This is a genomic window from Hafnia alvei, from assembly GCF_034424155.1.
In the GTDB taxonomy this organism is placed as follows: Bacteria; Pseudomonadota; Gammaproteobacteria; order Enterobacterales; family Enterobacteriaceae; genus Hafnia; species Hafnia alvei.
Genome location: NZ_CP139992.1, coordinates 984,513 through 997,584 on the forward strand (window position 1 = coordinate 984,513; position 13,072 = coordinate 997,584).

At 47.2% G+C, this 13,072-nt stretch carries 13 protein-coding genes; 8 read left to right on the plus strand and 5 right to left on the minus strand.

The annotated features are described in order from the left end of the window. Positions 1 to 133: 133 nt before the first annotated feature. Positions 134 to 1,582 carry a H(+)/Cl(-) exchange transporter ClcA gene (gene clcA, locus U0008_RS04475; protein ID WP_040046766.1) on the plus strand — a complete coding sequence of 483 codons (1,449 nt, stop codon included), beginning with the start codon at positions 134 to 136 and terminating at the stop codon, positions 1,580 to 1,582. 124 nt (positions 1,583 to 1,706) lie between these two features. Next, the gene (gene erpA / locus U0008_RS04480; protein ID WP_025800446.1) at positions 1,707 to 2,051 is read left to right on the plus strand and encodes an iron-sulfur cluster insertion protein ErpA; all 345 of its coding nucleotides are present in this window, start codon (positions 1,707 to 1,709) and stop codon (positions 2,049 to 2,051) included. 63 nt (positions 2,052 to 2,114) lie between these two features. Here erpA and yjdN read toward each other — a convergent pair whose 3' ends face one another. Continuing rightward, complete coding sequence (gene yjdN, locus U0008_RS04485) at positions 2,115 to 2,543, minus strand: VOC family metalloprotein YjdN (protein ID WP_043491298.1); 429 nt, start codon at positions 2,541 to 2,543, stop codon at positions 2,115 to 2,117. Between the two features lie 601 nt (positions 2,544 to 3,144). Here yjdN and U0008_RS04490 point away from each other — a divergent pair. Further along, positions 3,145 to 4,398 (plus strand): PTS ascorbate transporter subunit IIC, encoded by a 1,254-nt coding sequence (locus U0008_RS04490; RefSeq protein ID WP_043491301.1) that lies wholly within the window; start codon positions 3,145 to 3,147, stop codon positions 4,396 to 4,398. Between the two features lie 63 nt (positions 4,399 to 4,461). Next, complete coding sequence (locus U0008_RS04495) at positions 4,462 to 4,785, plus strand: cupin domain-containing protein (RefSeq protein WP_043491303.1); 324 nt, start codon at positions 4,462 to 4,464, stop codon at positions 4,783 to 4,785. Positions 4,786 to 4,855: 70 nt separating this feature from the next. On the opposite strand, the gene U0008_RS04500 is transcribed toward U0008_RS04495, so the two are convergent. The 3 genes from U0008_RS04500 to mtnN form a co-directional block, all read right to left on the minus strand. Continuing rightward, on the minus strand, positions 4,856 to 5,470 hold the full coding sequence (locus U0008_RS04500) for a TRIC cation channel family protein (RefSeq protein WP_025800450.1): 615 nt from the start codon (positions 5,468 to 5,470) through the stop codon (positions 4,856 to 4,858). A gap of 200 nt (positions 5,471 to 5,670) precedes the next feature. Further along, a complete protein-coding gene (gene btuF, locus U0008_RS04505; RefSeq protein WP_043491305.1) occupies positions 5,671 to 6,498 on the minus strand; it encodes a vitamin B12 ABC transporter substrate-binding protein BtuF in 828 nt (275 codons plus the stop codon). A 20-nt stretch (positions 6,499 to 6,518) separates the two neighbouring features. Then, entirely contained in the window at positions 6,519 to 7,220 is a 702-nt protein-coding gene (mtnN, locus tag U0008_RS04510; protein WP_043491306.1) for a 5'-methylthioadenosine/S-adenosylhomocysteine nucleosidase, read from the minus strand. Positions 7,221 to 7,451: 231 nt separating this feature from the next. Between mtnN and dgt the strand changes: the two genes are divergently transcribed. The 4 genes from dgt (at position 7,452) to U0008_RS04530 (ending at position 11,547) form a co-directional block, all read left to right on the plus strand. Then, positions 7,452 to 8,960: a dGTPase gene (gene dgt, locus U0008_RS04515; RefSeq protein WP_043491309.1), complete on the plus strand. Its 1,509-nt coding sequence runs from the start codon at positions 7,452 to 7,454 to the stop codon at positions 8,958 to 8,960. Positions 8,961 to 9,232: 272 nt separating this feature from the next. Continuing rightward, positions 9,233 to 10,660, plus strand: coding sequence for a serine endoprotease DegP (degP, locus tag U0008_RS04520; RefSeq protein WP_025800454.1), 1,428 nt, complete (start codon positions 9,233 to 9,235; stop codon positions 10,658 to 10,660). Between the two features lie 264 nt (positions 10,661 to 10,924). Continuing rightward, complete coding sequence (locus U0008_RS04525) at positions 10,925 to 11,209, plus strand: hypothetical protein (protein WP_043491311.1); 285 nt, start codon at positions 10,925 to 10,927, stop codon at positions 11,207 to 11,209. Further along, positions 11,206 to 11,547, plus strand: coding sequence for a type II toxin-antitoxin system RelE/ParE family toxin (locus tag U0008_RS04530; protein WP_046449570.1), 342 nt, complete (start codon positions 11,206 to 11,208; stop codon positions 11,545 to 11,547). The genes U0008_RS04525 and U0008_RS04530 overlap by 4 nt, the downstream gene beginning before the upstream one ends. 27 nt (positions 11,548 to 11,574) lie before the next feature. On the opposite strand, the gene emrB is transcribed toward U0008_RS04530, so the two are convergent. Then, a complete protein-coding gene (emrB, locus tag U0008_RS04535) occupies positions 11,575 to 13,071 on the minus strand; it encodes a multidrug efflux MFS transporter permease subunit EmrB (protein WP_226929921.1) in 1,497 nt (498 codons plus the stop codon). Position 13,072: the final 1 nt, after the last annotated feature.

Consider the following 13,072-nt stretch of genomic DNA (forward strand, 5'->3'; position numbering starts at 1 on the left):
AACGTGGATATAAACGCTATCCTTATGGAGTAGCAATCTCTCACTCGCGAAGGGGACTTAGCGGCATTTGCCATGTAGAATAACGCTTCTTTCATTTGTATTACTTATCAACCACACCTTTAGTTGACTGATTATGACACAGCAAGAACAACAAACTTCTCTGCCGTCTGCCACGCGTTTGCGTCGTAGCGACGTGATGCTGCAAATTTTACGCCGCGATAAAACCCCAGTGGCCATCTTATTGATGGCCGCGGTGGTCGGGACTCTTGCGGGTCTCATCGGCGTAGCGTTTGAAAAAAGCGTTGATTGGGTGCAACAGCAGCGATTGGGTGGATTGGCCCATGTCGCTGATTACTGGATTATTGTTTGGCCGATGGCGTTTATTGGCTCCGCGCTGTTAGCGATGTTTGGCTATTATTTGGTGCGTCGTTTTGCTCCAGAGGCTGGCGGCTCAGGCATTCCCGAAATTGAAGGGGCGTTAGAAAATTTACGTCCTGTACGCTGGTGGCGAGTGATCCCCGTGAAGTTTTTTGGTGGTTTGGGAACGCTTGGTGCTGGCATGGTGCTAGGGCGTGAAGGTCCCACCGTGCAGATGGGGGGAAACCTTGGCCAAATGGTGTTTGACCTGTTTCGTGCTCGCAGCACGGAGGCACGGCATAGTCTTCTGGCAACCGGTGCGGCTGCGGGGTTAACCGCCGCGTTTAATGCACCGCTAGCGGGTATCTTATTTGTGATTGAGGAGATGCGTCCGCAGTTCCGCTATAGTCTGATTTCAATCAAAGCGGTCTTTATTGGCGTTATTATGTCCTGCGTGGTATTCCGTTTTTTCAACGGTGAACGCACGGTGATTGAAGTGGGCAAGCTGGGCAACGTTGGCATCAATACTCTGTGGCTGTATCTGCTGCTCGGCATGGTTTTTGGCGTTGTTGGGGTGATGTTTAACCGTGGCGTGTTCCGTGTTCAGGATATGTTCCAGCGTTTACACGGCGGCGATTGGCGCAAACTGGTTCTGATCGGTGGCGTTTTAGGCGGGCTGTGCGGTGTACTTGGATTGATTCAGCAAGAAGCTGCGGGCGGTGGTTTTAATCTCATCCCAATTGCTGCTGCTGGAAATTACACGATGGGCATGTTGCTATTTATCTTTATTGCCCGCGTAGTCACTACGCTGCTGTGCTTTGGTTCCGGTGCGCCTGGTGGTATTTTTGCGCCGATGTTAGCTTTGGGAACGTTGCTGGGAACGGCATTTGGGATGGCAAGTGCACATCTGTTTCCGCAATACGGCATTGAGGCCGGCACGTTCGCTATTGCCGGAATGGGCGCGTTATTTGCCGCCACCGTCAGGGCTCCGCTTACAGGTATTGTGCTGGTTCTAGAAATGACTGATAACTATCAGCTCATTTTACCGATGATCATTACCTGTCTTGGCGCTACACTATTAGCCCAGTTTTTAGGTGGAAAACCGCTGTACTCTTGCATCTTAGAAAGAACGCTCAAGCGTCAGGAGCTGGCTCAAAAGCAGGCCCAGGAGCAGGCAGCTCAGCAAGAAGCGGAAAAGGCATCGTTACCGACGAGCAATACTTGAACGAATTAGTCAGGTATTAGATAATGACCGCATAAATCAGCATGGCTTTCTGACGATACCTGCATGTACGTGTCTCCATGTTGTGTAGAAACATTCTGTGAAAAGCAGAGTTTGGGAGTGAGAAATGAGTGAAGATATGGCTCTGCCGTTGCAGTTTACCGAAGCTGCAGCTAATAAAGTTAAAGTACTGATCGCAGACGAAGAAAACCCGGATCTGAAGCTGCGTGTCTATATCACTGGCGGGGGCTGTAGTGGCTTCCAGTACGGCTTTACCTTTGACGATAAGGTGAACGACGGTGACATGACCATTGAGAAGCAAGGCGTTATGCTGGTAGTCGATCCGATGAGCCTGCAATATCTGGTTGGCGGTTCAGTCGATTATACCGAAGGTTTGGAAGGCTCTCGTTTCATCGTAACCAACCCAAATGCGAAATCGACCTGCGGCTGCGGCTCCTCTTTCAGTGTTTAAGCGTTAACCTAACCAGTAAAAAAGCCCGTGTTGATCGCGGGCTTTTTTGTTTTTCAGAACCCTCTATCCCATCGCTTTTTCTACGTTCACCATCCAGGGAATACCGAATTTATCGGTTAGCATCCCAAACCCTAAAGCCCAAAAGGTTTCCTGAAAAGGCATCGTCACCGCAGCCCCTTCCGATAATCGTTCAAACCAAATTTTCCCCTGTGTTAAATCATTTGAGTGCAGACTAACGGCATAGCCGCCGTGCTTTTTCTCTTCCTCGCACATGTTGCCATCGCTCAGCATGAGCAAACCGTCTCCGATTTTAAGCGAAGCGTGCATAATTTTATCGGCAGGGAACGGTGGCGTGGTTGCGCATTGGGAGTCATCGACTGGCGCTTCACCAAAACGCATTTTGAATAATACCTCTGCGCCTAGTGCTTGAGTATAGAACACAATAGCTTCTTCAGCGTTTCCGTCGAAAAACAGATAAGTACTTAATTGCATAGATATATTCCTCGGTAGCATATTGGATTACCGAGTGTTCATGATCTTACCGCCTCGTACCTGAGCGATAAGATCCGCTGTAAGAAAAATTATATGCTGAAAGTAATCCGCAACAGAAAGTTTAGTCGAAGATAGGGCGTACTGCCGCCGCGCTATGCTGCAAATGGCCATTATCAAAAATCTTTTCAAATTGGTTTTATGATTTTTGAAACGTAGGTTTAGTTATCGGCGTCACAAAATCATTGTTCCTTTTTGATAAAATACCTCTCTACTTGAAACGCCGGTTCATTTTTATAGAGATTAATGGGAAACAACATGAGTTGATAAACCTATTTATTCAGTGGTCTTTTTACATTTGGTATTAGATACATTAGCCAAATTTATAAATTTTATGCCATGTGAAAATGGTTAGGGGCTATTTAACTAAATAACTGTTGAAAGTATTAAAAGTTCTTTTTACGAATTAAATTAATATATTTAATAACCTGTTTTTTTATACAAAAGAATGTTGCTCATTAAATTAACTATTTGATGAGGGGATGAGTGTTGCTGTTTTTTACTGAATGTGATTTTCAAAATTAATATAAAAATAAGGTTTCTCATGGACTATTTATTAAAAGTTTTTGGAACACCATCGATCATTATAGCTTTTATTGCTTTTTGTGGGCTTTGCCTGCAAAAGGCAAAGCTGACCACGATTATAAAAGGGACTGTATTAGCTTTTTTAGGTTTTGTTCTGATTAAAACAGGGGGCGGAATACTGGGTGGCGTATTGACCATGTTCAGCGATCTGTTTACCCATGCATTTGGCTTGAGAGGCGTAGTTCCCAGCAACGAAGCGATCATGGCGTTAACTATCGATCGGCTAGGCCGGCCTGCGGCAATTATCTTGTTTTTTGCCATGATAATTAATATTTTGCTGGCGCGATATACACGGTTTAAATCTATCTATCTGTCATTACATCTTATTGTCTTTATGGCGTTTTCAGTGACGGCTGCATTGGTGGGATTAGGCTATAGCGAGTTATTTTCCATAGTGTTTGGCTCCGTTGTGATTGGCGTCTACATGGCCGTATTCCCAACGATTCTGTCTAGGTTTAGCCGAAAAATTATCGGCCATAATGATTATTGTATCGCCCACGCGGCATCCAGTTCTTACCTTATTGCTTCTTTCTTAGGTAAATGGTTTGGTAACACTTCGGTTAACGTTGAGCACGTTAATGTCAGCGACAAATTTAGCTTTTTGAAAAACGCAGACGTAGCAACGTTTCTTACCATGTTTTGCCTCCTTGGTGTTTCCTCCTTATTCTCCAGCAATGAATATTTAGCCAGCATTATGGAAAAGAAGCCTTACCTCGTTTGGTTACTGGAAAAATCAGCGGTCTTTGCTGGTGGGCTATTTATCGCTAAAAAGGGCGTGGTGTTATTTGCCGAAGAAATTGTTCCTGCGTTTAAGGGGATTTCCCAAACTATTGCCCCCGGTTCAATTCCAGCCGTTGATCCCATGGTTCTTTTTGATAAGTCGCCTAATGCGGTATTGATTGGGTTTTTAGTGAGCTTCTTTGCTGAACTTTGCTGCATCGCAATTTTCCCATCGCTTGGATTACCGATTATTGTGCCGGGAATTCTTGCCAGTTTTACCTGCGGAGGCACTGCAGCCATATTTGGTAATGCCACCGGTGGTTTAAGAGGCGCAATCATTGCCAGCTTCGTTAACGGCTTATTGCTGTGTTTCCTTCCCGCACTGGTTTTACCGTTATTCAGCTATTTGGGTGCTACAGGGGTGACTTTCGCTGACCCTGATTTCACGATTTTATCTGCTTTCATTAAATATACGTTTGGTCTTGTGCACTAAGAAAACGTTGCTTGAACGATGGCGAATATATTTATCAAAAGCCTATATCGAAAGGAATTAACCATGTTCTTCTTTTACCAAAATATTGCCGTTGAGCCAGCAGGTGAAGGTGTTACTCGAAAGGTTCTCGCTCACGGTGGCACGATGATGATGGTGGAGGTTTGCTTTCAAGCAGGCGCGATTGGTTCTTTACATAATCATCCACATGAGCAGAGTACCTACGTAAAATCAGGTGTTTTCGATTTTACGATTGGGGATGAAACCCATCGGGTAAGCGCGGGAGATACACTCTATAAAAAGCCGGATGTTATGCATGGCTGTGTATGCGTAGAGGCGGGAACGCTGATCGATGTGTTTACACCACAGAGAGAGGACTTTATTTCCTAGCGCTTGAAGAGAAATAGATTCAATAAAGTGAATGGATAGGAGCGGCAGGATGCTGCTCCTAGAAAATTATTTAGCTGTCTAGAGTAAACGTAGGGAGTTTCAAATGCCAACGAATGGCAGCAAGGCGAATAGCTAACGTCACGAACATGCCTAGCATCATGGCATTTTGCAGATCCATTCCGAAGGTTGCATAAGCGGTAACGTGAACAATACCGCCAATAATACAGGCCGTTGCATAAATTTCAGTGCGCAGGATCATCGGGATTTCACGGGCGAGAACATCGCGGATCATGCCACCGCCGACGCCGGTAATAACTCCCATACAAACGGCGATCAGCGGGCCAGCGCCACCGGCAAATGCTTTGTTGACACCGATACCCACAAATACGGCTAAACCAACAGCATCTAACACCGGCAGGATCCAGCTTGGTAAACGACGGGGTTGCCGCACCAATACGATAGTTGCGAGGCAGGTCACCATCGCCACAACGAGATCGGTAGGATCTTTGACCCAAAAAACAGGCCCGTGGTCGAGTGCCATATCACGAATAGTTCCGCCGCCAACGGCGGTAACAACGCCTAAAACCAGCACGCCGAACGGGTCCATTCTCAGCTTGCCTGCCAATAAAACGCCGGAGATAGCAAATACCGCGGTGCCTAGAATATCCAGCCAATATACCAGCATGGTTGGTTCCCCTGTCTGTTTCTCTGCAATGTATGACAACTGTCAAATCAGTGAGTGAGTGATTATATAATTAACTTATTGTTTTAATTGGTTATTTTATTTGTTGTGATGCAATAAGATACATTGAATTTTGAACACTTTCTATGGGGGGATACAGAATTAAACACTTTTCTTCAATGGCTAAAGAAAAGTGTTTTTAGCTACAGTGCGGTTTTAGGCGTGAGATTAACTAACTGTTCGCACAGGGACTGAGCCGCCAGAATAATGCGCGGGCCACTGCGGTTTAACCAATCTTCGTTGATCGCGATAACGGGAACGTTTAGCTGTGGCTGCCAAAACTGCTTCACCGTTTCTATTTGCTCTTGCGAACCACTGACCACAATGACCTGTGGTTTACGGACGATCACCTGCTCGCGGCTCACCTGAGGCCAAGGTACTGGACTGTCGGCAAAAATATTGGTGGCACCGCACAGCGATAACAAATCGCTCTGGATAGTGGCTTTAGACGTCGTGAAAAGCGGCTGAGTGCCAAACTGCATCAGTACGCGAGTTGCAGTTGGGCGTTGATACTTCTCACGTAGCATTTTCACCTCGTCACGAAAATGGTTTGCCGCATCATGAGCAACCTGAGGTGTTGGGCTATAAGAGGCTAAGCGATCGAGATCGTCGGCAATCCCATCAATGCTTTTAGGATCGGAATAAAAGATGGGGATATTGAATCCGGCTAACTGATCGAGCACGCGCTGAGGGTTTCCTCCGCGCCATGCCAGAATTAAATCAGGCTTCAGCGCGAGAATACGTTCGAGGTTTATCCCTTGCCATGAGGCCACTTTTTCGAGCTTTTTTGCAGCAGGAGGGTAATCAGAATAAAGGCTGGCCGCGACCATCTTATCGCCCAGTCCTGCGGCATAGGCCATTTCAGTAGTGTGTGGAGATAGGCTAATGACGCGGTCTGCCGCAGAGAGCGGCAGACACAGCAGCAGCCAATGAGCGCCAAGCAGGCGTGAGACAGGCTGTTTCAGTTTCATTTATGGGGTCTCATCTTTTCTCAGGCGTGTTTAGCAAATTCCTGCAACATCGCTTCGACCATGAGTGAAGATTGCTGAGCCGCAACCACTAAGAACTCATCAAAGCTCAGGTGAGATTCTTTATCCGCTACGTCAGAAATAGCGCGCACAACCACAAACGGTGTATTGAATGCATGACAAACATGAGCAACCGCAGCCGCTTCCATCTCAACGGCAGCAACGTTTGGGAAGGTTGCACGAATGCGAGCCAGAGGTTCAGCGCCGTTAATGAAAGCATCGCCGCTACAAATTAAGCCGCGAACCGCATTCAGATTCAGCGCGGTGATGCAGCGCTCTGCCAGCGCAATCAGGTTGGCGTCTGCGACAAATGCCGCAGGGCAGCCAGCCATCTGGCCTGGTTCATAGCCAAAAGCAGTCACATCGGCATCGTGATAGCGAACTTCGTCAGAAACGACGATATCACCCACTTTCAGCGTGCTTGCCAAACCACCGGCAGAACCCGTGTTTATTACCACGTCTGGACGGCAATGCTCCAGCAGCAAGGTCGTACCCATCGCGGCAGAGACTTTACCAATCCCAGATTTGAGTAAAGCGATTTCAACACCACCAAGGGTGCCCGTGTAGATTTCACAGCCTGCGCGCTGCAGGGTTTGACGATTCTCAATGCGATCGCGCAGCACAGCAACTTCTTGCTCCATTGCACCAATGATGCCTACTTTCATGATAATACCTGCAAAATTGTGAGTTAATGCTCGTTAATTATTCAAGCTTAAGCCATTCAAAGACCTGCCCTAGTCTATCATGAGGAGGTAAAAAGTGCTTTTGGCTGTGAATCGGCTGCTAATGCAAGGGTTGTGGCGCACAAAGGATGAATTTTCAGTACATTACTGTTAGCGTATTCTTTTATTGGTTATTTTTTGTCTGTTGTTTGAGGACTTGGAAAAGGATGCAGAATGGATATTAATCTAGGTGCTAAATTTTGCTATCAGCGGTTTTATAGCGCGGATAGCCAAGAGCTTGACGACGGATATGAAATAGCACGACGTTTTGAAAGCGATCGTGGGCGCATTATCAATTCAGCCGCGATTCGCAGGCTACAGCAGAAAACACAGGTATTTCCTCTGGAACGAAACGCCGCCGTGCGAAGCCGCCTGACACATTCGATGGAAGTGCAGCAGGTTGGGAGGCATATTGCCAAAGAAGTGATTCATCATCTGAAAAAAACAGACCGCATAAACGAACTCGGTTTAGCGCTGTATCTTGATTCTTTTGAGAGCATCGTTGAAATGGCGTGCCTGATGCATGATATCGGTAATCCACCGTTTGGCCATTTTGGAGAATCAGCTATTAACGATTGGTTTAGCCGGCGTTTAGGTGTTATCGCGGAAGGCCAAGGTTTTTCAGATGATGAATTACAGTGCCAAGTTGCCGTGTTGCGTCGTAACGCGGTTGATACTGACCTGAATATTTTACGTGGCAAAGTTAGAATTGATTTATGCAATTTTGAAGGTAATGCACAGGCAATACGACTTATTCATACCTTATTGAGACTAAATTTAACCTACGCGCAAATTGCCTGTGTTTTTAAATATACTCGCCCAGCCTATTGGACTGGTGAGAAACCAAAGCAATATAGTTACTTGATGAAAAAGCCTGGTTATTATTGGGCGGAAGAAAGCTTCATCCATACCTTACAACGAAAAGTAAATATTCAGGAATATCACCGTTTTCCGCTGACTTATATAATGGAAGCGGCGGATGATATTTCCTATTGCGTTGCGGACTTAGAAGATGCGGTAGAAAAGAACATTTTTACCGTAGACCAACTGTATGACTATCTCAAGACCGAATGGAATAAAAATGGAGAAGGCGAACTCTTCGCCACGATTGTGGATGACGCATATTACCGGATGCAAAAAGTGGGGCGCTCAGAAGCGTTCTTCATGTATTTGAGAGTGAATGTCATTAAAGTACTGGTGCCGCATGCCGCTGACCGGTTCTGTCATCATCTCGAGTCAATCGTTGAAGGCGCTTTTAATGAGCCGCTGATTGACGATGAAGGGCAAGAAAACCGCCTGCTTGACGTGTTTAAAAATGTTGCGCGTAGCTATGTGTTTAATCATCACGAAGTTGAACAGCTTGAGCTGCAGGGATATCGCGTTATCACTGGGCTATTAGATATTTACAGTGACCTGCTTGATATGCCAATGGACGACTTTGCGAAACTCGTTGAAGATAATAAACATAAAAAATTTCCTATCGAAACTCGCTTATTTCATAAGCTTTCAGGGAAGCACCTTGCCGCTTATCGTGAGGCCGTTAAACAGATTAAACATCTGTCTAACGAGCAACGCGAAGTTCGCGAGTATTATTATCGGGCTCGTTTAATCCAAGATTATATCAGCGGCATGACCGATCTTTATGCCTATGATGAGTACCGCCGCTTAATGGCCGCGGAATAATAAAGATGATGAATAAAGTCGAGTTTTGTAAAGACGCGCCATAATTTTTTACGCTTCCTTGACTCATGCAAAGGGAACTTCATTGTTTTATCCGACTCTTAATATGCACAAATATCACGGCTTATTTGCCAGTGATCAGATTAAGTAAACAGATTAGTTGGGACACGTTGAAAATGCTCAAATCAGACCTACGTTATAGATAAGAGCATCATGAATGACGTTATGTGTTCCTCACATTATTTATCGTTGATAATACAAGAGAAAAAAGTTCTATGAAAAAATCCACTTTAGTATTGAGTGCAGTAGCATTGAGTTTGGGAATGGCGTTAAGCCCGATGTCAGCCAGCGCGGCTGAAACGGCATCGGCTGCGACTAGCCAGCAGCTACCTAGTCTGGCACCCATGCTGGAGAAGGTGATGCCATCCGTGGTGAGCATCAATGTGGAAGGTAGCGCGACGGTGAATAACAACGCGCGTATGCCACAGCAGTTCCAGCAATTCTTTGGCGATAATTCTCCTTTCTGTCAGGAAGGATCGCCATTTAGCGGTTCACCGATGTGTCAGGGCGGCGGCGCCAACGGCCCATCGAAAGAAAAATTCAAAGCCTTGGGTTCGGGCGTCATTATTGATGCAGCCAAAGGTTACGTTGCGACGAATAACCACGTTGTAGAAAACGCAGACTCCATCCAAGTTCAATTGAGCGATGGACGCAAATATGATGCGAAAGTGATCGGCACCGATCCACGTACAGATATTGCGTTGATCCAGTTGAAAGACGCGAAAAACCTGACGGCGATTAAAATGGCCGACTCTGATGCACTGCGCGTGGGTGATTACACCGTGGCCATTGGTAACCCCTATGGTTTAGGTGAAACTGTCACTTCAGGTATCGTTTCTGCGTTAGGACGCAGTGGCCTGAATGTCGAAAACTACGAGAACTTTATCCAGACGGATGCGGCGATTAACCGTGGTAACTCCGGCGGCGCGCTGGTAAATCTAAACGGTGAACTGATCGGGATTAACACCGCGATTCTGGCACCGGACGGCGGCAACATCGGTATTGGTTTCGCCATTCCAAGCAACATGGTGAAAAATCTCACCGGTCAGATGGTCGAGTTTGGTCAAGTGAAACGTGGCGAACTGGGGATTATGGGCACCGAGCTGAACTCTGAATTGGCTAAGGCCATGAAAGTAGATGCACAGCGTGGCGCATTCATTAGCCAAGTGTTGCCGAAGTCTTCTGCGGCGAAAGCAGGTATTAAAGCCGGTGACGTGGTGGTTTCTCTGAACGGTAAAGCGATTTCCAGCTTCGCTTCGTTCCGTGCTGAAATCGGGACTATGCCAGTAGGCAGCAAGCTGAAACTGGGCTTGATCCGTGACGGTAAACCAATCACGGTTGACGTAACCTTAGAGCAGAGCCAACAAAGCCAAGTGGCATCAAGCAATGTTTTTGCCGGTATTGAAGGTGCTGAGTTGAGTAACGTGACCACCGGTAACGTCAAAGGCGTTAAGGTTGATAACGTGCAGAAGGGTTCAACGGCGGCACGTGTTGGTTTGCAGAAAGGTGACATCATTCTGGGCGTGAACCAGCAGCCAGTCGCTAACTTGGGTGAACTGCGTAAAATTATGGATTCCAAGCCACCGGTTCTGGCATTGAACATCCAACGTGGTGATAACTCACTGTATTTGCTGATGCAGTAATCTTCTATAAGCCATTTTACGATGGCCGATATGCAACGTTAACGCCCTGCGAGTTCATGCTCTCGGGGCGTTTTTTATGAACGGAATTTGCGAGGAGCATTGCTTATTTAAATGCAATTAGACTGCAACGGATGTTGGGTGTTTTCTTGTCCTAGCTGGCGAGCTATCTTGCAGGGAGCACAAAAGCGAGCTGGCTATTGTTTATTATCTAGTCATAATGACAACACAAATGACACCACGGATTTTAAATGAGAGCCGTAAATAATGAGTACTATCCATTTTCGCATTGAAGAAGAAACTAAACGTCTTGCTATGCAGGCTGCGGAGCGCAAAAAGATGACTTTAACTGAGCTAGTGAGGGAACGAGTTGAAGAGTTGGCAGAGGAGGAACGACAGTTCCAACTCGCGCATGCGGATGCTGCGCTTGAAGTGCTCATCGAGCAGGCATTTAGTGATTATGACGGTGGGAAAATGGAGTTTATTTCTGATGAACAAATGAACTCAGAAATGGATCGGCTGAAAGCCTTGGTACGGCAGGGTAAGCTGTGAGTTTCGTGACGTGGGGAAACCAAGCTGTCGCTGACAGAGTCTCGATTTTCCGATTTTTAGCTCGAAGAGCTGGTGCTAGCGTCGCGATTACCACGGATGATCGTTTTGTCGCGTTGTCAGCACTCCTTGCTGAACATCCTAAGTCGGGTCATTCAATTAACGGCAATACTAACCGGCGGAAGCTAGTTGTTCCCCGTTTCCCTTTTGTTATGGTTTATGCTTTGGAACTTGATGCGGTACGTATATTGCGCGTCATCCATACCGCAAGGAAGGTAGCGGCCAGCTATAGCCAAACAAAAGTTATTAATACAAATAAAAAGGCCCAAACTGAAGTCTGAGCCTTGTCTTTAGCAATACTTTACTAACTAGTGCGCGCCACCACCGCCACCGGCGGTTGAGAATGGTGGGCGAGCAAACCAAATTAGCACTAGCAGGGCGAGGAATACGCCCGCAGAGATCCAGAATATCTCGTTGGCCGAAATAATCAGACCTTGCGCGGTAATTTCATTTGCCAAGTAGGCTGACGCTTGCTTGCTGCTCATGCCCAGCTTTTCCAATTCACTGTATGTCTGCTGCGCTATTGGATTATAGGGGTTCACCGATTCCGTTAGCTGTGAATGGTGCAGCGCTTCGCGGCGCGTCCATAGCGTCGTGGTTATCGATGTTCCGATAGAACCTGCCAGCGTACGACAGAAGTTACTCAGGCTCGAGGCCGCCGCCAAACGTTCTGGTGGAAGACCAGAAAGGCTGATGGTGGTCAGTGGCATGAAGAAGCACGCCACGGCGAAGCCCTGAATAAACTGCGGCCACGCTGATGCGCCAAAGTCCATGCCGGGTTCGAAGGTATAAGCACGCCAGTAGAAACACACTGCATACATAATGAAGCTGAACGTCACTAGGCGACGCATATCTAGTTTCGGCGCAAACTTACCAATGATTGGCGAAAGCAATACCGGAATCAAACCGACGGGTGCAGATGCCAAACCGGCCCACGTTGCGGTATACCCATAGACCTCTTGCAGTAGCTGAGGCAGCAAAACGATGGCGCCAAAGTAGAGCATATAGGCCAAGCTGATACACAGCACGCCGATGGTAAAGTTTCGCATCTTAAAGAGCGACAGATCGACGACCGGATGGTCATCGGTAAGCTCCCAGACCAGCAAGAAGCACAGCGCTACCACGGCGACAACCGTCAGCACGATGATCTCGGTGGAGTTGAACCAATCGAGCTCTTTACCTTTATCCAGCATGACCTGTAGACAGCCCACGCCAAGCGCCAGAAGTACTAGCCCCACCGTGTCGATAGGTTTGATCTCGGTTTTGGTTTCACGTCCTTTCAACGTAGACATTGCGACCAGCGCAACGGCAATCCCTAGAGGGACGTTGATAAAGAAGATCCAGCCCCAGTGATAGTTATCACTGATATAACCACCCAAAATCGGTCCACATATCGGCGCGACGATCACGGTCATGGACCACATCGCCAACGCCATACTTCGCTTCGCTGGCGGGTAGTTACTGAGCAAGAGACTTTGTGACAGCGGGATCAGCGGGCCTGCGACAATCCCCTGCAAAACGCGGAAGAAGATCAGCATTTCCAGACTAGAGGAGATCCCACATAGCCAAGACGCGGCGGCAAACAGGATCGTCGACCACAGGAATAGGCGAACTTCCCCGAAGCGTTTTGCTAGCCAGCCGGTGATCGGAATCGAGATGGCGTTTGCCACCCCGAATGATGTGATCACCCAGGTTCCCTGCGAGTTAGATGCACCTAGGTTCCCGGAGATCGTCGGGATCGCCACGTTGGCAATCGTCGAGTCCAGAACCTGCATAAAGGTGGCCATTGCTAGCGCCACCGTCATC